We start from the raw sequence: 18,114 nt of genomic DNA, 5'->3' as shown, positions 1-18,114 counted from the left end.
GCACTCACAGCGACGGAGCCTCCTCGAGCAGCGGGTGGCCCCACTTTTCCACGAAGGCGGCCTCGACAGCGGCCCCGACCTTGTACAGCCGGTCGTCCTTCATGGCGGGGGCGATGATCTGCAGTCCGACCGGCAGACCGTCCTCCGGCGCGAGGCCGCAGGGCAGCGACATGGCGGCGTTGCCGGCCAGGTTGGTCGGGATGGTGCACAGGTCCGCGAGGTACATCGCCATCGGGTCGTCGGCGCGCTCGCCGATCGGGAAGGCGGTGGTGGGGGTCGTCGGGGAGACGATCACGTCCACCTGCTCGAAGGCCTGCTCGAACTCGCGGGTGATGAGCGTGCGGACCTTCTGGGCCGAGCCGTAGTACGCGTCGTAGTAGCCGGAGCTCAGCGCGTACGTACCGAGGATGATGCGGCGCTTGACCTCGTCGCCGAAGCCGGCCTCGCGGGTGAGCGCGGTGACCTCCTCGGCGGACTTCGTGCCGTCGTCGCCGACCCGCAGGCCGTAGCGCATGGCGTCGAAGCGGGCCAGGTTGGAGGAGCACTCGGACGGCGCGATCAGGTAGTACGCCGAAAGGGCGAGGTCGAAGGTCGGGCAGTCCAGCTCGACGATCTCGGCGCCCAGCGACTTCAGCAGCTCGACGGACTCGTCGAAGCGCTGCACGACACCGGCCTGGTAGCCCTCGCCGCGGAACTGCTTGACGACACCGACGCGCATGCCGGCGACGGAGCCGTTGCGGGCCGCCTCGACGACCGGCGGGACCGGGGCGTCGATGGAGGTCGAGTCCAGCGGGTCGTGCCCGGCGATGGCCTCGTGCAGGAGCGCGGCGTCCAGGACCGTACGGGCGCAGGGGCCGCCCTGGTCGAGGGAGGAGGAGAAGGCCACCATGCCGTAGCGGGAGACCGCGCCGTAGGTCGGCTTGACGCCGACGGTGCCGGTGACGGCGGCGGGCTGGCGGATCGAGCCGCCGGTGTCCGTGCCGATGGCGAGCGGGGCCTCGTACGAGGCGAGGGCGGCGGAGGAACCACCGCCGGAACCGCCGGGGATGCGGGTCAGGTCCCAGGGGTTGCCCGTGGGGCCGTAGGCGCTGTTCTCGGTGGAGGACCCCATGGCGAACTCGTCCATGTTGGTCTTGCCGAGGATGACGACGTCGGCGGCCTTGAGCCTCTTGACCAGGGTCGCGTCGTACGGCGGGATCCAGCCCTCGAGGATCTTGGAGCCGACGGTCGTCGGGACGCCGAGGGTGGTGAAGATGTCCTTGAGCGCGAGCGGGACGCCGGCCAGCGGGCCGAGCTTCTCGCCCTTGGCGCGCTTCTCGTCCACGGCGCGGGCCTGGGCGAGCGCGCCCTCGCGGTCGACGTGCAGGAAGGCGTGGACCTTCTCGTCGACGGCGTCGATGCGGGCGAGGTGGGCCTCGGTGACCTCGACGGCGGTGAGTTCGCCGGAGGCGATCTTCCCGGCGATCTCGGCGGCCGTGAGCTTGATGATGGTGCTGTCCGTCATGGTGATTAGTCCTCCCCCAGGATCTGCGGCACCTTGAAACGCTGCTGCTCCTGGGCCGGGGCGCCGGAGAGCGCCTGCTCGGGGGTGAGCGACGGACGGACCTCGTCCGCGCGCATGACGTTGGTCAGCGGCAGCGGGTGGGAGGTCGGCGGTACGTCTTGGTCGGCGACCTCGGAGACGCGGGCGACCGCGCCGATGATGTCGTCGAGCTGACCGGCGAAGTGATCGAGCTCTTCGCTTTTCAGCTCCAGACGCGCCAGCCGTGCGAGGTGGGCGACCTCCTCGCGCGTGATGCCAGGCATGCGTTCCTCACGGGATGAGTTTGACGGTGGTGGACCCAATCCTATGGGGCCCGCCCCGCTCCCCGTGAAACGCTTCGCCCCGGGCCGGCCGGGCGACGGCCGCCCCGGGGCTGTGCGGGGCCCGGCGAGGCCCCCCCGCCAGTCCGGCGCGGGGGCCCGCCGGCGGTCACTGCACGACCTGGCCGGAGGGCTGGTCGAGGTTCACGATCGCCGCCTCTTCCGACGGGCGGCGCCAGCCGTGCTCGCCGCGGGCGAGGAGCCAGGCCGTGGCCTCGTCCGGCGGCATGGCGGCGGCGACGAGCCAGCCCTGGACCGCGTCGCAGCCGAGGTCGCGCAGGCGCTCCCAGGTCTCGTCGTCCTCGACGCCCTCCGCGACGACGAGGAGGCCGAGCGAGTGCGCGAGGTCGAGCGTGCAGCGCACGATCTCCGCGTCCTCCGCGTCGACGGCGAGCCTGGCGACGAAGGAGCGGTCGATCTTGAGTTCGCTCACCGGGAGCCGGCGCAGGTGGACCAGGGAGGAGTAGCCGGTGCCGAAGTCGTCCAGGGACATCTTCACGCCGTGCCCGGTCAGCCCGGCCATGGTGTCCGCGGCCCGCTGCGGGTCCTCCAGGAGCACGTGCTCCGTGATCTCCAGTTGCAGGGCGCCGGCGGGGACGCCGTGCCGGGCGAGGCGGGCCGCCACCGCGCCGGCGAAGCCGGGGGTGTGGACGTCGCGCGGGGAGACGTTGACCGCCACAGGAACGTTCAACCCCTGCGACCGCCACGTGGCCACCTGCGCGAGCGCCGTCTCCAGGACGTACTCGGTGAGGTGCGGCATCAGGCCGGAGGACTCGGCGATCGCGATGAACTCGTCCGGAGAGACCCGCCCGCGCTCCGGGTGGACCCAGCGCACCAGGGCCTCGAGCCCCGCGACCTGTCCGTCGAAGCGGACCTTGGGCTGGTAGTGCAGTTCGACCTCACCGGCGTCCAGCGCCCGGCGCAGGTCGCCGAGGAGGCCGAGCCGGTCCGGGGTGTTGGAGTCGCGCTTGGACTCGTACACCTCGACGCCCGTACGGTCCCGCTTGGCCTGGTACATCGCCACGTCGGCGCGGCGCAGCAGCCCTTCGGCGTCGAGCGCGTGGTCGGGGAAGACCGCCACGCCGGCGCTCGCCTCCAGGACGAGGGTGAGGCCGTCGAGGTCGAGAGGCGAGGAGAGTTCGGCGACCAGGTGGCGGGCGACCCGCTGGGCGCTGGTCGTGGAGTCGGTCGTCGGCAGCAGCACGGCGAACTCGTCGCCGCCGAGCCGCACGGCCTCCGCCCCGCGCGGCACGGCGAGCTTGAGCCGTTCGGCGATCTGGAGCAGGAGACGGTCTCCGGCGAGGTGCCCGAGGGTGTCGTTGACCGATCGGAAACGGTCGAGGTCGATCAGGACGAGTGCGGAGCGCGCGCCCTCCCCCTCGGCCTCCTCCAGCGCGGACCAGGCGCGCTGCAGCAGCCACTGCCGGTTCGGCAGCCCGGTGAGCAGGTCCTTGAGCTGCTCCTCGGCGCGGGCGCGGGCGATCCAGAGGGTGGAGTCGAGGGCGATGAGGGGTACGGCGAAGAGCGGCAGCAGCACCGGCTGGGAGACGGCGACGACGCAGATGAGCGGCGCGATGCCGAGCAGGGCGACGGCGACGAGGCCCTGCCGGAGCAGGGCGGTGCGGGCGACGCTCGGCAGTCCGCCGGCGCGGGGCGCCAGGGCGTACCACAGCAGGAGCCGGGTCACCACGAGATAGGCGGCCGCGGCGAGCGCCACTTCCGGTACGTCGGCGATCCCCCAGTCGGGGGGCCGCCAGGGCTGCTCGACGGTCGGTACGTCTCCGAACACGGCGAGGACCAGGGCGGCCGCGCCGATGCCGAGGACGTCCACGGCACCGTGCAGCAGGCCCTGGCGCCAGCGGTGCCGGCGGGCGGCGCCGACCAGCACGACGACGGCCATGGAGACGAGCCCGGCGGGCACCCAGCCGTAGAGCAGCAGGACGGCGAGGGTGAGAGCGGCGCCGGAGCCGGCGCCGCCCCACCAGCGGTCGCGGCCGAGCGCGACCAGGTGTCCGACGATGAGCCCGGTCAGCACGGCGAGGGACCACCCGGCGGCGCCGCCGGGGAACAGGCCGTGGCCGGTGCTCAGAGCCCGGTACAGCCCGGTGGCGAGGACGACGGCAGCGAGGCCGACGACGGCTCCGGGCAGCCCGGTGGTCATCTCCACGAAGGCCGCGCGGCCGGACGGCCGTGGGACCGGGGCGGCGCTCTCGGTCGGTTTCATTCCGTCCCTCTCACAGCCGGCGGTGCCGTCGCAACGCGATGGGCCGTTGTCAAGCCGCCACGACCGGCGGAGCCCAACGCGGTCGTGCGCGACAGACGCACGTCACAACAGTAGGCCGAGGAGAGCTCCGACGGGCAGCGCTCTCCGTCTCTTGCCCGAATGCGACCTGGCCACCCGTAACGATCTGGTATGCGCCGAACGGGTGGCGTTCCTGGGGCGGTCGGGGCCGGTGGGACCTGCGGGTTTCTATCCCGCGGCCGGGACCGCTGCCTCGCGAGCGGCGTCCGGACCCTGTTCCAGCAGCACGGTGAAGCCTTCCTCGTCGAGAACCGGAACCTTCAGTTGCATCGCCTTGTCGTACTTGGACCCCGGATTGTCGCCGACGACCACGAAGTCGGTCTTCTTCGAAACGGAACCGGTCACCTTCGCTCCGAGGCTCTGGAGCGACTCTTTTGCGCCATCCCTGGTGAAGTTCTGCAGGGTGCCGGTCACCACGACCGTCAACCCTTCCAGCGGGCGCGGCCCCTGCTCCTCACCGGCGCCCTCCTCCTCCAGTCGGACCCCCGCCGCCCGCCACTTGCGCACGATCTCGCGGTGCCACTCCTCCGCGAACCACTGCTTCACCGCTGTCGCGATGATCCCGCCGACGCCGTCGACGGCCGCCAGCTCCTCCTCGCTCGCCTGCTCGATCCGCTCCAGGGAGCGGAACTCGCGGGCCAGCGCCTGGGCCGCCACCGGTCCCACATGACGGATCGACAGGCCGTTGATGAACCGGGCCAGCGGGCGGGTCTTGGCGTCCTCGATGTTCTTCAGCATCGCCAGGGCGTTCTTCTTCGCCTCGCCCTTCTGGTTGGCGAAGACCCGGACGATCTTCTCCTCGCCCGTCTTCGGGTCCCGCTTGGGCAGTCCGCTGTCCGGGTCCAGGACGTACGCCTTGATGGGAAGCAGCTGCTCGATGGTGAGGTCGAACAGATCGCCCTCGTCGACGAGCGGCGGCTCGGCCGGCTCCAGTGGGCGGGTCAGCGCCGCCGCGGCCACCGCGCCGAAGTTCTCGATGTCCAGGCTCTCGCGGCCGGCCAGATAGAAGAGACGTTCACGCAACTGCGCCGGACAGGTCCGCGCGTTGGGGCAGCGCAGATCGATGTCGCCCTCCTTCATGGCGCGCAGCGGCGTCCCGCACTCGGGGCACTCGGACGGCATCACGAACTCCCGTTCGGTGCCGTCCCGCAGGTCGACGACCGGACCGAGGATCTCCGGGATGACGTCACCGGCCTTGCGCAGCACGACCGTGTCCCCGATCAGGACACCCTTGGCCTTCACCACCTCCTGGTTGTGGAGGGTGGCGAACTCGACCTCGGAGCCCGCGACCGTGACCGGCTCCACCTGGGCGTACGGCGTGACACGACCGGTCCGGCCGACACCCACCTTGATGTCGATCAGCTTGGTGTTGACCTCCTCCGGCGCGTACTTCCAGGCGATCGCCCAGCGCGGGGCGCGCGCGGTGGAGCCGAGCCGGCCCTGGAGCGGGATCTCGTCGAGCTTGACGACGACGCCGTCGATCTCGTGCTCCACGGAGTGCCGGTGCTCACCGAAGTACGCGATGAACTCCCGTACCTCGTCGAGGGAGTCGACCACCTTGTTGTGCCGGGCGGTCGGCAGGCCCCATTCGCGCAGGAGGCCGTACGCCTCCGAGAGGCGGGAGATGTCGAAGCCCTGGCGGGCGCCGATGCCGTGGACCACCATGTGCAGCGGCCGGCCGGCCGTGACCTTGGGGTCCTTCTGGCGCAGCGAACCGGCCGCCGCGTTGCGCGGGTTGGCGAACGGCTTGTCACCGGCCTCGACCAGGCGGGCGTTGAGACCCTCGAAGGCCTCCATCGGGAAGTAGACCTCGCCGCGGATCTCGACCAGCTCCGGGATCCGTTCGCCGCGCAGCCGGTCCGGGACGTCCGCGATCGTACGGACGTTGGGCGTGATGTCCTCGCCCGTGCGGCCGTCGCCGCGGGTCGCGGCCCGGGTCAGCCGGCCGCGCTCGTACGTGAGGTTCACTGCGAGGCCGTCGACCTTCAGCTCACACAGGAAGTGGTGGTCGGAGGTGCCGACGTCCCGGGCGACCCGCTCGGCCCAGGAGGCCAGTTCGAGGTCGTCGAAGGCGTTGTCCAGCGAGAGCATGCGCTCGCGGTGCTCGACGGAGGTGAACTCCGTCTCGTACTGCCCGGCGACCTTCTGGGTCGGCGAGTCGGGTGTGCGCAGCTCCGGGTACTCCTCCTCCAGCGCCTCCAGGTCGCGCAGGAGCCGGTCGAAGTCGGCGTCGCTGATGACCGGCTGGTCCTTCACGTAGTACCGGAAGCGGTGCTCCTCGATCCGCTCGGCCAGGTCGGCGTGCTTCTCCCGTGCCTCGGCGGGCGGGGCCCCCTGTTCGACTGCCACCGTTCTCGTCCTCCCGTTACCTACAGACCAACACGTCGACTCGTCACTCAGGGTTGTCCGCGAGCGAGCGAGCCGCCCGGGCGCAGTGGGCGAGCGCCGCGCGGGCGTACGCGGGCGAAGCGCCCGCGAGCCCACACGTCGGGGTGATCACGACGGACTCCGCGAGAGTCCCCGGATTCAGCCCCAGCCTGCGCCACAGCGTCCTGACACCCATGACGCTACCGCCCGGGTCGGACAATGGGGCGTCGGCGGAGGGCACCACGCCCGCGAGGAGCCTGGTGCCGGACTCCACGGCCTCGCCGATCGTCTCCTCGTCACGTTCCGTGAGCAGCGAGAAATCGAACGAGACACCGGCGGCCCCGGCCCGGCGCAGCAGGGCGAACGGTACGTCGGGGGCGCAGGAGTGCACGACGACCGGGCCGTCGTGGACGGCGATCACCTCGCGCAGGGCGGACTCGACGGCCTGCCGGTCGACGGCGCGGTGGGTGCGGTAGCCGCTGGCGGTACGGACGTGTCCGCGCAGGACGGCCGTCAGGGAGGGTTCGTCGAGCTGGAGGACGATCCGGGCCCCGGGGATCCTCTTCCGGAGCTCGGCGAGGTGGCCGCGCAGCCCCTCGGCGAGCGAGCCGGTCAGGTCCCGGCGGGCACCGGGGTCACCCAGGGCCGCCTCGCCGCCGCGCAGTTCCAGGGCGGCGGCGAGCGTCCAGGGGCCCACGACCTGGACCTTGAGCGCTCCCTCGTAACCCTGGGTGAACTCCTCCAGGGCGTCGAGGTCCTCGCCGAGCCAGGACCGGGCGCGCCGGGTGTCCCGGCCCGGCCGGTCGCTGACCCGCCAGCCGCTCGGCTCCACGTGCGCGTACATCTCGACGAGCATCCCGAGGGTGCGGCCGATCATGTCGGCGCCGGGTCCTCGGGCCGGGAGCTCGGCGAGGAAGGGGAAGTCCTCGAAGGAGCCGGTGGCGGTCCTGGCGGCCTCCCGGGCGTCGCCGCCGGGCAGGGAGCCGACACCGGTGGCAGGGCCCCAGGTGAAGGGGTTCTTCTCGTCGTTCATGTCGCTCACGCGGGAAGCGTACGCGGGCCCAGGGGGTGTCTTGTGGATCAGGCCGGACAATGCAGCGAGCATGCGTGCCAGGCGCCGCGGACCAGGCGGGACTTTACGGACACGGCCTAGCGCCCCGGGCGGACCGTCAGGTCGTTGACCTCGGCGTCGCGCGGCAGGTCGATGGCGAGGAGGATCGTCGTGGCGACCGACTCGGGGTCGATCCACCGCGAGGCGTCGTACTCCTTGCCCTCCTGCTGGTGGACCTTCACCTGCATCGGGCTCGCGGTACGCCCCGGGTAGACCGAGGTGACCCGGATCCCGTTGCCGTGCTCCTCGTGGCGCAGGGAGTCGGCGAGCGCCTTCAGTCCGTGCTTGGAGGCGGCGTACGCGCTCCACTCGGCGTGGGCGTTGAGGCCGGCGCCCGAGTTGACGAAGACCACGTGCCCCTGGGAGACGCGTAGTTGTGGCAGGAAGTGCCGGGTCAGCTCGGCGGGTGCGACGAGGTTGACGTTCAGCTGGTGGCGCCAGGTCTTGGGAGTGAGCTCACCGACCGGGCCGAGGTCGACGACGCCCGCGATGTGCAGGAGGGAGTCGACCTGCTCGGGCATGTTCTGGTGCGAGAACGCCCAGGAGAGCCGGTCAGGGTCGGCGAGGTCCCCGACGAGCGTCCGGGAGCCGGGGAACTCTGCCGCCAGCTCCTTGGCACGTCCGGCGTCGCGCGCGTGCAGCACGAGTTCGTCCCCGCGCGCGTGAAGACGGCGGGCGACGGCGGCGCCGATGCCGGAACCCGCCCCGGTGATCACATGAGTAGCCATGGGAGCCATGCTCCCATCACACGACGCCGGTGGACTCCTCCAGGTAGGCGAGGGCGGACACGCCGTCCTCCGCGAAGAAGACCAGGTCGGTGAGGGGCAGCGGCAGAAAGCCCTCCGCCTCCATCCGCCTGAACTGGGTCTTCAGGCCGTCGTAGAAGCCGGCCGAGTTCAGCAGGACCACGGGCTTGGTGTGCTTGCCGTGCTTCCTCAGCTCCAGGACCTCGGTGGCCTCGTCGAGGGTGCCCGTGCCGCCGACCATGATCACGATCGCGTCGGACCTGGCGAGCAGCAGCGCCTTTCGCTCGGCGAGGTCCCCGGCGAAGATCATCTCGTCCGCGTCCGGCCGCGCCCTGGCGGCGAGGAAGTCGACCGAGACGCCGACGAGCCGTCCGCCCGCCTCCTGGACGCCGTCGGCGACCACCTTCATCAGGCCGACGTCCGAGCCGCCCCAGACCAGGGTGTGGCCGGCCTTGCCGAGCAGCTCGGCGAACTCGCGGGCCGGACGGGTGTAGCGCTCGTCGAGGTCGGCGGCGGAGAGGAAGACGCAGATGTTCATGAGCCCCACCGTAGAGGGCTCTGCGCAGGTCACCGCGGCACCGCCCAAGATCTCCCGGAAAGGCATCTCGTAGGCCTCAGGCGCCCGGGGCCGCCCCCGGACCTCTCGTACGCCTCAGACGGACGTGGCCGTACGCCGGGCCGTCGTCGCGATCGTCGCCGAGCCCACCACGCGCGTGCCGTCGTACAGCACGATCGCCTGACCCGGGGCGACCCCCCGGACCGGCTCGTCGAAGGAGACCTTCAGCTCGCCGTCCTCCAGCGAGGCCGTCACCGCGGTCTCGCCGCCGTGGGCACGCAGCTGGGCGGTGTAGCGGCCGGAGCCCTCGGGGGCCGTCCCGCACCAGCGGGGCTTGATCGCGGTCAGGGCGGTGACGTCCAGCGCCTCGACCGGGCCGACCGTGACCGTGTTGTTCACCGGCGAGATGTCGAGGACGTAGCGCGGCTTGCCGTCCGGCGCCGGGTGGCCGATCCGCAGGCCCTTGCGCTGGCCGATGGTGAAGCCGTACGCCCCCTCGTGGGTGCCCACCCTCGTACCGGACTCGTCGACGATGTCACCCTCGGCGCGGCCGAGGCGCGAGGCCAGGAAGCCCTGTGTGTCTCCGTCGGCGATGAAGCAGATGTCGTGGCTGTCGGGCTTCTTCGCCACCGCGAGCCCGCGCCGCTCCGCCTCCGCCCGGATCTCGTCCTTGGTGGTGAGGGTGTCGCCCAGCGGGAACATCGCGTGGGCGAGCTGCTTCTCGTCCAGGACGCCGAGGACGTACGACTGGTCCTTGGCCATGTCGGAGGCGCGGTGCAGCTCGCGCGTGCCGTCCTCGTTCAGGACGACCGTGGCGTAGTGACCGGTGCAGACCGCGTCGAAGCCGAGCGCCAGCGCCTTGTCGAGCAGCGCCGCGAACTTGATCTTCTCGTTGCAGCGCAGACACGGGTTGGGGGTGCGGCCCGCTTCGTACTCCGCGACGAAGTCGTCGACGACGTCCTCGCGGAAGCGCTCGGCGAGGTCCCAGACGTAGAAGGGAATGCCGATGACGTCCGCCGCGCGGCGGGCGTCGCGGGAGTCCTCGATGGTGCAGCAGCCGCGCGCTCCGGTACGGAAGGACTGTGGGTTCGCGGAGAGGGCGAGGTGCACCCCGGTGACGTCGTGCCCGGCTTCGGCGGCGCGGGCGGCGGCGACGGCGGAGTCCACGCCGCCCGACATGGCGGCAAGGACACGGAGAGTCTTAGTCATAGCCTTACCAGGGTACGGGTCCGCGGGAACGCCGTGGGAACCAAGACCGCGCGCGGACGCGTTCAGGCAGACATGGGGAGCGAGAAGAAGCGGGGGGTGGGGCGGCGAGCCGTCCTGCTCGGCGGCGGCGCGACCGCCGTGGGCGCGGCGGTGCTGGCCCGGGACGAGCTGAGACGCGCCTGGTGGCGGCTGCCGGGCACGGAGAGGGAGCGGGTCGACGGTGAGCTCGACCACAAGGGCGCGGACTGGAGCGCCGCTGCCCGCGCGAACTGGCGGCGGGCCGACCGGCCGGACGACTTCACGATCGACCGGGTGGTGATCCATGTCGTCCAGGGCAGCTACGCGACCGCGCTGAAGGTCTTCCGGAACCCGGGGCACGGGGCCGCCACGCACTACGTCGTCCGCAAGGACGGTCATGTGGCGCAGATGATCCGTGAACTCGACGTGGCGTTCCACGCGGGCAACCGGGACATGAACGAGCGGAGCGTCGGCATCGAGCACGAGGGCTTCGTCGACCGGCCGCAGGACTTCACGGCGGCGATGTACGAAGGGTCCGCGCGGCTGACCGCCGGGATATGCGCCCGGTACGGCATTCCGGTCGACCGGGAGCACATCATCGGGCACGTCGAGGTCGAGGGCACGGACCACACCGACCCGGGGCCGCACTGGGACTGGCCGCGCTACATGCGGCTCGTACGGGAGGCGTCCGCGCGGCTCGCGTCCCCGGCGCCGCCCGGCCGGCCGTCCGCGAAGGCGGCCCCGAAGCTCAGGTGAGGCCGGCGGTCCTGGCGCGCTCGACGACGGGACCGATCGCGGCGGCGACCGCGGCCACGTCCTCCTTCGTGGAGGTGTGGCCGAGGGTGAAGCGCAGGGTGCCGCGGGCGAGATCCGGTGCGGTGCCGGTGGCGAGCAGGACGTGGCTGGGCTGGGCGACACCGGCCGTGCAGGCGGAGCCGGTGGAGCACTCGATGCCCTGGGCGTCGAGCAGCAGGAGGAGGGAGTCGCCCTCGCAGCCGGGGAAGGAGAAGTGGGCGTTGGCGGGGAGCCGGTCCACCGGGTCGCCGCCGAGGACCGCGTCCGGGACGGCGGCGAGGACGGCCGCGACGAGGTCGTCGCGGAGCGCTCCGATGTCGCGGGCGAACTCCGCGCGCCGCTCGGCGGCGAGCTGTCCGGCCACCGCGAAGGCGGCGACGGCCGGTACGTCGAGGGTGCCCGAGCGGACATGACGCTCCTGGCCCCCGCCGTGCAGGACGGGCACGGGGCTGTACTCGCGCCCGAGGAGCAGCGCGCCGATGCCGTACGGGCCGCCGATCTTGTGACCGGAGACGGTCATGGCGGCGAGGCCCGAGGCGGCGAAGTCGACCGGGACCTGACCGAATGCCTGGACGGCGTCGGCGTGCAGGGGAACGTCGAACTCCTGGGCCACCGCGGCCAGTTCACGGACCGGCATGACGGTGCCGATCTCGTTGTTCGCCCACATCACGGTGGCGAGCGCGACCGTCTCGGGCTCGCGGGCGACGGCCTCGCGCAGGGCCTCGGGGTGGACGCGGCCGTACCGGTCGACCGGGAGGTACTCGACGGTGGCGCCCTCGTGCGTGGCGAGCCAGTCGACGGCGTCGAGGACCGCGTGGTGCTCGACGGGGCTGGAGAGGACCCGGGTGCGGGCGGGGTCGGCGTCCCGGCGGGCCCAGTACAGGCCCTTGACGGCGAGGTTGTCGGCCTCGGTGCCGCCGGAGGTGAAGACGACCTCGCTGGGCCGGCCCCCCAGGGCGGCGGCGAGGGTCTCCCGCGCCTCCTCGACGGCCCTTCGCGCGCGGCGCCCGGCGGCGTGCAGGGAGGAGGCGTTGCCCGTGACGGCGAGCTGGGCGGTCATCGCCTCGATCGCCTCGGGCAGCATGGGCGTGGTCGCGGCGTGGTCGAGGTAAACCATGGTGACTTGATTCTACGAGCCCCGGACGGCGGGCGGCCGCCGCGCCGGCTCGGCAGGCCGGAAGCCGGGCGGAAGCCGGGCTCGACGCCGGGCGGATCGAGGGCCCGTCCGCCGTCGGGCGCGAGCCCGCCGTACGCCGCCCCGCCCCACGGCCGGTCTCCCGGGCGGTGCGCACCCGGCGCCGTACGGCCGTCGCGCCGGCTCCGGAAGGGCCCGGCCGGGATCCCCGTGGGGTCGCGTGCCGCGCCCCGCGCCCGGAGCCGGCGGGAATCACACCGGAGCCGGACGGGATGTGCCCGCGGCCGCGTGCCGCGTTCCCCGCGCCCCAGGCACCCGCGCGGGGACCCGGGGCGGATCCGCGGATCGCGCTCCCGCCGCGGGGATCAGGGGTTCCGGCCGAGCGAGTCCAGGTACGCCGTGGCGACCGATTTCGGGACCGCCATCTGCCAGGCGTCCAGGATCAGTTCGTGGAATTCCCGCTTGGAGACCGCCGCCATGCGCAGCTGCACCCAGTTGTAACGCATGTCGGAGGCGCGGGGCAGCTGGAACGTGTCCGGCGCGGAGGCGACCAGGAGTTCGCGTTCCTCCTTGGGGAAGGCGAACCCCAGCGTCGTCTCGTCGGGGGAGACCGAGGCGTACACGATGCGGCCGACCTTGAACTTGATGTACTCGCGGATCAGGTGTTCCTCGGTGCGGGGCAGGGGCCGGGTCGCCTCGCGGACGTCCTGGAGGGTGATCACGTGACGCTTCTCTCTCTGTCCGCGTGCTGTCCGGATTCGTAGTGGACCAGTTCGACCAGCAGGCCCGCCGGCGGGCGCGCGTACAGGAAGACGACGCGCATCCCCTCCCGCGCGCCCTTGCACGGTTCGCCGTCGACGGCGGTGAAGCCGTGGCCGCGCAGCCGGGCCATCTCGCTCTCTATGTCGTCGACCTCGAAAGCGACGTGGTAGAGGCCGGGGCCCTGGCGTTCGAGGCGGCCGGAGATGGCGGAGTCGTCCTGGTCCGGCGAGACGATCTCCACGGCCGGATTGCCCGAGCCCCCGGAGAACTGCCAGAACTCGCAGGCCACCCCGTAGTCGTCCACATGCCCGTCGTCGTACTTGCGCATTCCCAGGGCGGTCATGAACGCGGCGACTCCGACGGGGTCGTCGGTCGCGAGCCCGATGTGGTCTATGCGAAGGATCACCTTGTGTCCGATCGAGTCAGTTTGATGTAGGTGTAGTCGTCCAGCATCTTCGCGAGGGGACGGCCGGGACATCCGTAGGAGGCGGCGAGCGCCTCCTCGTCGAGACCGCTGTCGGCGAGCAGTCGGCGGGCCCATTCCCGGTTGAGCCGGTGGTGGGCCACGTACGCCTCGGCGTCCCGGGCGCCGTGCAGTCGCCTGGCGATGGCCTCGTCCCAGGGGACGAGCGTGCGTGGGCGAAGCCCGTGGAGCAGTTTCGACGCGGCGGTCGCGCCCAGCGTTCGGCGGCGGTCCGGCGTGCCGACGGGGACCGCGGCGAGAGCGGCGTAGCAGTCCCCGAGCGACGCGACGGCGTCGTCGGTGAGTTCGCTGAGCGGCGTCCGCGGGTCCGGCAAGGTCGCGTACCAGCGTGACGTCCACTCGCGGACCCCGAGGTCGAACAGGTCGGTCTCCCCGGATCGCGGGTAACGGATCCTGCACCCCCATGAGTTCAACCATCTCAGATGGGCGGGGGGGTCGTCATGGGGCAGCGGCTCGTACACGCGCACGACCGGGTTCGCCGGCTGCCCCGGCGACGGGTTGGCGTCCAGGCCCAGGAAGGTGGCCACCGCGACGCGGAGGCTCTGCGGGTCCGGCGCCGGGCACGGTGCGAGGATCACGACGCTCCCGGACCGTCGCCGGCCGTCTCGAGCGAGGGTTCCGGGGCTGCGTCGGGCTGCTCGTCGCGGGGGTGTCGCCGCCGGTTCAGCCGGAGGTAGAGCAGCGCGGCGCCGGCGACCGCCAGCGGCCAGAGCAGATAGAAACCGGCCATGATCAGCAGAGCGACGACCGCGACGAGCGCGAGCAGGGCGGAGACCCTGCCCTTGGTGCCCTTGGGGAGAAGCCGGACGGCCGCGGCGACACCGATCGCGTAGACGGCGACGAACGAGCCAGTGGTGAGCAGGACCAGCGACTCGATGCCGAGACCGGTGGAGACCACGACGAACAGGGCGAGGAAGGACAGGGCCGACACGAGGGCCAGGCTGCGCCGGGGCACCTCACCCGCCACGCTGCCGCGGGCGAACCAGCCGGGGAGCGCTCCGTCACGGCCGAGCGCGGCCCCGAGGTTGGCGGCGCCGGCGTAGTAGGCGTTCATCGCGCCCATGGTCAGCAGCAGCGCCGCGCCCGCCGCGAGGAACCGGGCGTCGCCACCGAGGCCACGGGCCATCAGCTCGCCCAGCGGCGCGCTGGAGGCGGCCGCGTCGTCACCGAGGACGGTGACGACCGCGAAGGCGACCAGCAGGTAGAGCCCTCCGACGATCACCACGGCCGCCGCGGCGGCGCGCGGCAGGTCCCGCGCCGGGTGGCGGAACTCGCCCGCCAGGTGTGTGATCGCCTCCCAGCCGGCGAAGCTCCACACCAGCAGGGCGGCCGCGGGGCCGATCGCCATCCAGCCGTGCGGGGCGAACGGTTCGAGGTTGGCCGTGTCGGCCTTCGGGAGCGACAGCGCGACCGCGACCAGCAGCAGCGTGACGAGCAGTCCGGCCAGCATGAACTGGAGCTTGCCGGTCACCCGCAGGCCCAGCGCGTTGGCCGCGGTGACCACGACCATCAGCCCGATGGCGGTGACCGTCGTGGTGGTGGTGCCGCCGCCCAGTGCGGCGGAGACGTACGCGCCGCCGAAGAGCGCCGCCGCCGCCGCGCCGGGAGGCACCGCGAGGTAGAAGCACCAGCCGACGACGGCCGAGGCCCGCTCGCCGAACGCCTTCATGGCATAGGTCGCGACCCCGCCCGCGTCGGGGTAGCGGGCACCCAGCGCGGCGAAGGTGAAGGCCAGCGGCGCCGACAGCAGGACGAGGGCGAGCCACGCCAGCAGGGACGCGGGACCGGCGGCCTCGGCGGCGAGCGCCGGGAGGGCGATGACGCCGGTGCCCAGCACGGCGCCCACGTACATCGCGGTGCCCTGGACGGCGGTGAGGCGACCGCCGGAGGACTCTGTCTTTACTTCGCTCATGGACGAAAGCTTCGTCGCTCCGCCATCGGCCTGCCATCGGCAGTTTCGCCATCCTGCGCTAAATTACCGACATGCGTCCCCATGTAGTCGCCATCGCGGTCACGGATGCCACCCCCACATTCGAACTGGCGGTTCCCTGCGAAGTGTTCGGGACGGACCGTTCCGACATCGTGGACCCCTGGTACGAACTCCGGATGTGCGGGGACACCACGCGCCCGCTGCGGACATCGGCCGGTCTGCGGATCCACACCCCGTACGGATTCGACGATCTGCTCGACGCCGACACGGTCCTCGTCGCCGCCCTCGCACGGGCCACTCAACTCGCCCCGCCGGCCCACCTCGTGGAGGTGCTGCGCGAGGCGCACAAGAGGGGCAAGCGCATCATCTCGATCTGCACGGGCGCCTACGTGCTCGCCGCCGCGGGCCTGCTCACCGGCCGTACGGCGACGACGCACTGGATGAACGCCGGAGACTTCGCCCACCGCTTCCCCGACGTCGACTTCACCCCCGCCGCCCTCTACACCGACGAGGGGGACATCCTCACCTCGGCCGGCACCGGCTCGGCCATCGACCTCTGTCTGCACCTGGTACGCCAGGACCACGGCGCCGCCGTCGCGAACGAGGTGGCCCGGCGGATGGTCGTGCCCCCGCACCGCGAGGGCGGCCAGTCCCAGTACACCAGGCCGATGGCCCGCGCGGAGCGGAGCGACGAACTGGCACCGGTCCTCAACTGGGCACAGGAGCGACTGCACGAGCAGCTGACCGTCCCGCAGCTCGCCCGCGTCGCCAGCCTGGGCGAGCGTACCTTCGCCCGGCGGTTCAAGGAGCGGCTCGGCATCACACCGCTGCAGTGGCTGCTGCAGCAGCGGGTGCGGCTCGCGCAGGAGCTGCTGGAGTCCACGGACGAGCCGGTGGAGACGATCGCCCGCCGCACGGGTTTCGGCACCGCCGCCAACCTCCGGTACCACTTCGGGCGGGTCACCACCGTGTCCCCCAGACGTACCGCCACGTGTTCCGCCACAGGGCCGCGCAGCAGAACCGACTGGCCTCAACTTCAGCTGGTTGAACAACGGTTGCCCTCTCCGGGCGCCTTTGATTGGCTCGCCGCATGTTGCAGCGAATTGAAGCGGATCAGCTCATTCCCGGTAGGGGCAACCCCGTTCAGAACGGCGTGGTCGTTCTCGACGGCGAAACCATCAGCTACGCCGGACCCGCGGACGGGGCACCCGACACGCCGCAGGCCGAGACCGTACGGGCGCGAACCGTCATGCCGGGGCTGTGGGACGCCCACGGCCACTTCATGGGACTCCGGTCGGCGGACCTCACCCTGCTCCCCCAGGAGCCGATCGCCCTGCGCGCCGCCCGGATCACCACCGACCTGCGCAACGCCCTGGAGGCGGGTGTCACCTCCGTACGCGAGGTCGGCGGCCTCGGCATCCACATGGCCCGGGCGATCGCCGAGGGCACGATCCAGGGCCCGTCGATCTACGCGGCCGGCACCACGCTCTCGACCACCGGCGGCCACGCGGACCTGCACAGCTTCCCGACCTCGTGGGTCGAGGACTTCGGGCACGCCGGCGGTGAACTGAGGCTCTGCGACGGCCCCGCCGAATGTGCGCGGGCCGCCCGGGAGCAGCTGCGGAAGAACGCCAAGCTCATCAAGGTCTGCGCTTCGGGCGGCGTGCTGTCCGAGGTCGACCACCCGGTGCACCAGCAGTTCACCGACGCGGAGCTGCGGGCGATCGTGGAGGTCGCCGGCATGGCCGACCGGATCGTCGCCGCGCACTGCCACGGCAAGCCCGGCATCATGGCCTCGCTCCGGGCCGGGGTGAAGACGATCGAGCACGGTACGTACATCGACGAAGAGGCCGCCGTCGCCATGCGCGAGAGCGGCGCCATCCTCGTCACCACCCGCACGATCTTCCAGGAACTCCTGGACAACGGGCACATGCTTCCGCCGTACGCCCTCAAGAAGCTGCAGGCGACGGCGGGGCGGCACGCGGAGGCCATCGCCATCGCGCGCGAGCAGGGAGTGACGATCGCCGCCGGCACCGACGTCGCGCTCTCCGGCAAGGAGATGCCCGACTCGTGGGGGCGCAACGGCCGGGAGCTCTCGCTGCTGGTGAAGATCGGCCTCACCCCGCTGGAGGCCATCGAGTCGGGGACCGCCCTCGGCCCGGCCACGCTCGGGCCGCAGGCGCCCCTCTCCGGGCAGCTCGTCGAGGGCTACGACGCCGACGTCCTGATCCTCGACGAGGACCCGCTCACCGACATCGAGGTGCTGGCCCAGCCGGAGCACATCACCGGGGTCTGGAAGGCCGGCCTCAGGGTCAAGTGACCCCCCTGACCGGACCGGAACGTACCTGGAGGAGATGACATGACCGAGACCGACACGGGTGACGACATCCGGCTGCTGGAGATACGGCTGTTCACCCTGCGGCCGGGCGTCCGGGAGGAGTTCCACCGGATCAGCCGGGACGGGACGGTCCCGCTGATGCGCCGGGGCGGGATCACCGTGATCACGCACGGGCCCTCGCGGAACGACGAGGACGGTTACTTCCTGCTGCGCGCCTTCCGTTCCGAGGAGGAGCGGGTGCGGCTCTCGCTGGCCGTCTACGAGACGGAAGAGTGGCTGCGCGAGTACGAGGACGTGGTGCCGAAGATGATGACGGACTACCAGACCTCGGTCGTGCCGGTGCCCCGTGGGGCACTGGAGGAGTTCGCCCGGAGCATGACGGCGGCGGCCGCCGGGTGATCCGGTAGCGACGCGGGAACGCTCCGAGAGCCTCGGCCCCCCAGGGGGCCGGGGCTCTTCCCCTTCGCCCGCTTCCCCACGGCGGGCGGAACGCGAGGG

General features: G+C 72.1%; 16 protein-coding genes and 1 pseudogene. 4 read left to right on the top strand and 13 right to left on the bottom strand.

Features of this window, described 5'->3' with window-relative positions:
- Positions 1–4: 4 nt before the first annotated feature.
- From gatA to mnmA, 8 genes are all read right to left on the bottom strand, one after another.
- Positions 5–1,504 (bottom strand): Asp-tRNA(Asn)/Glu-tRNA(Gln) amidotransferase subunit GatA, encoded by a 1,500-nt coding sequence (gene gatA, locus IE136_RS25610; RefSeq protein ID WP_158990767.1) that lies wholly within the window; start codon positions 1,502–1,504, stop codon positions 5–7.
- Positions 1,505–1,509: 5 nt separating this feature from the next.
- On the bottom strand, positions 1,510–1,806 hold the full coding sequence (gatC, locus tag IE136_RS25605; protein ID WP_007266718.1) for an Asp-tRNA(Asn)/Glu-tRNA(Gln) amidotransferase subunit GatC: 297 nt from the start codon (positions 1,804–1,806) through the stop codon (positions 1,510–1,512).
- Positions 1,807–1,972: 166 nt separating this feature from the next.
- Positions 1,973–4,087, bottom strand: coding sequence for a putative bifunctional diguanylate cyclase/phosphodiesterase (locus tag IE136_RS25600; RefSeq protein WP_158990765.1), 2,115 nt, complete (start codon positions 4,085–4,087; stop codon positions 1,973–1,975).
- A 246-nt stretch (positions 4,088–4,333) separates the two neighbouring features.
- Positions 4,334–6,514, bottom strand: a complete 2,181-nt coding sequence (gene ligA / locus IE136_RS25595; protein WP_189601508.1) for an NAD-dependent DNA ligase LigA — start codon at positions 6,512–6,514, stop codon at positions 4,334–4,336.
- Between the two features lie 43 nt (positions 6,515–6,557).
- Positions 6,558–7,565 (bottom strand): methionine synthase, encoded by a 1,008-nt coding sequence (locus tag IE136_RS25590; protein ID WP_158994715.1) that lies wholly within the window; start codon positions 7,563–7,565, stop codon positions 6,558–6,560.
- Positions 7,566–7,681: 116 nt separating this feature from the next.
- Positions 7,682–8,371: an SDR family oxidoreductase gene (locus tag IE136_RS25585; protein ID WP_189601507.1), complete on the bottom strand. Its 690-nt coding sequence runs from the start codon at positions 8,369–8,371 to the stop codon at positions 7,682–7,684.
- 16 nt (positions 8,372–8,387) lie between these two features.
- Complete coding sequence (locus tag IE136_RS25580; protein WP_158990759.1) at positions 8,388–8,927, bottom strand: LOG family protein; 540 nt, start codon at positions 8,925–8,927, stop codon at positions 8,388–8,390.
- A gap of 114 nt (positions 8,928–9,041) precedes the next feature.
- Entirely contained in the window at positions 9,042–10,154 is a 1,113-nt protein-coding gene (gene mnmA, locus IE136_RS25575; RefSeq protein ID WP_158990757.1) for a tRNA 2-thiouridine(34) synthase MnmA, read from the bottom strand.
- A 72-nt stretch (positions 10,155–10,226) separates the two neighbouring features.
- On the opposite strand from mnmA, the gene IE136_RS25570 reads away from it, so the two are divergent.
- The gene (locus IE136_RS25570) at positions 10,227–10,928 is read left to right on the top strand and encodes an N-acetylmuramoyl-L-alanine amidase (RefSeq protein WP_189601530.1); all 702 of its coding nucleotides are present in this window, start codon (positions 10,227–10,229) and stop codon (positions 10,926–10,928) included.
- Here IE136_RS25570 and IE136_RS25565 read toward each other — a convergent pair.
- The 5 genes from IE136_RS25565 to IE136_RS25545 form a co-directional block, all read right to left on the bottom strand.
- Positions 10,921–12,084: a cysteine desulfurase family protein gene (locus tag IE136_RS25565; RefSeq protein WP_158990753.1), complete on the bottom strand. Its 1,164-nt coding sequence runs from the start codon at positions 12,082–12,084 to the stop codon at positions 10,921–10,923. The genes IE136_RS25570 and IE136_RS25565 overlap by 8 nt on opposite strands.
- A gap of 383 nt (positions 12,085–12,467) precedes the next feature.
- Positions 12,468–12,824, bottom strand: a complete 357-nt coding sequence (locus IE136_RS25560; RefSeq protein ID WP_158990751.1) for an MmcQ/YjbR family DNA-binding protein — start codon at positions 12,822–12,824, stop codon at positions 12,468–12,470.
- Entirely contained in the window at positions 12,821–13,270 is a 450-nt protein-coding gene (locus IE136_RS25555; protein WP_158990749.1) for a VOC family protein, read from the bottom strand. The genes IE136_RS25560 and IE136_RS25555 overlap by 4 nt, the downstream gene beginning before the upstream one ends.
- Positions 13,267–13,926 carry a hypothetical protein gene (locus IE136_RS25550; RefSeq protein ID WP_229819137.1) on the bottom strand — a complete coding sequence of 220 codons (660 nt, stop codon included), beginning with the start codon at positions 13,924–13,926 and terminating at the stop codon, positions 13,267–13,269. Before IE136_RS25550 ends, IE136_RS25555 begins: the two co-directional genes overlap by 4 nt.
- Positions 13,923–15,260: an APC family permease gene (locus IE136_RS25545; protein WP_158990743.1), complete on the bottom strand. Its 1,338-nt coding sequence runs from the start codon at positions 15,258–15,260 to the stop codon at positions 13,923–13,925. Before IE136_RS25545 ends, IE136_RS25550 begins: the two co-directional genes overlap by 4 nt.
- Positions 15,261–15,331: 71 nt before the next feature.
- On the opposite strand from IE136_RS25545, the pseudogene IE136_RS25540 reads away from it, so the two are divergent.
- The 3 genes and pseudogenes from IE136_RS25540 to IE136_RS25530 all read left to right on the top strand — a co-directional run bounded on the left by IE136_RS25540 (position 15,332) and on the right by IE136_RS25530 (position 18,015).
- Positions 15,332–16,326 (top strand): annotated as a pseudogene (locus IE136_RS25540) (GlxA family transcriptional regulator).
- Positions 16,327–16,368: 42 nt separating this feature from the next.
- Complete coding sequence (locus IE136_RS25535; RefSeq protein ID WP_158990739.1) at positions 16,369–17,598, top strand: metal-dependent hydrolase family protein; 1,230 nt, start codon at positions 16,369–16,371, stop codon at positions 17,596–17,598.
- A 39-nt stretch (positions 17,599–17,637) separates the two neighbouring features.
- A complete protein-coding gene (locus tag IE136_RS25530; RefSeq protein ID WP_158990737.1) occupies positions 17,638–18,015 on the top strand; it encodes an NIPSNAP family protein in 378 nt (125 codons plus the stop codon).
- Positions 18,016–18,114: the final 99 nt, after the last annotated feature.

This window comes from Streptomyces lateritius (assembly GCF_014649715.1).
Taxonomy (GTDB): Bacteria; Actinomycetota; Actinomycetes; order Streptomycetales; family Streptomycetaceae; genus Streptomyces; species Streptomyces lateritius.
This window is presented reverse-complemented; position numbering and strand designations above follow the sequence as displayed.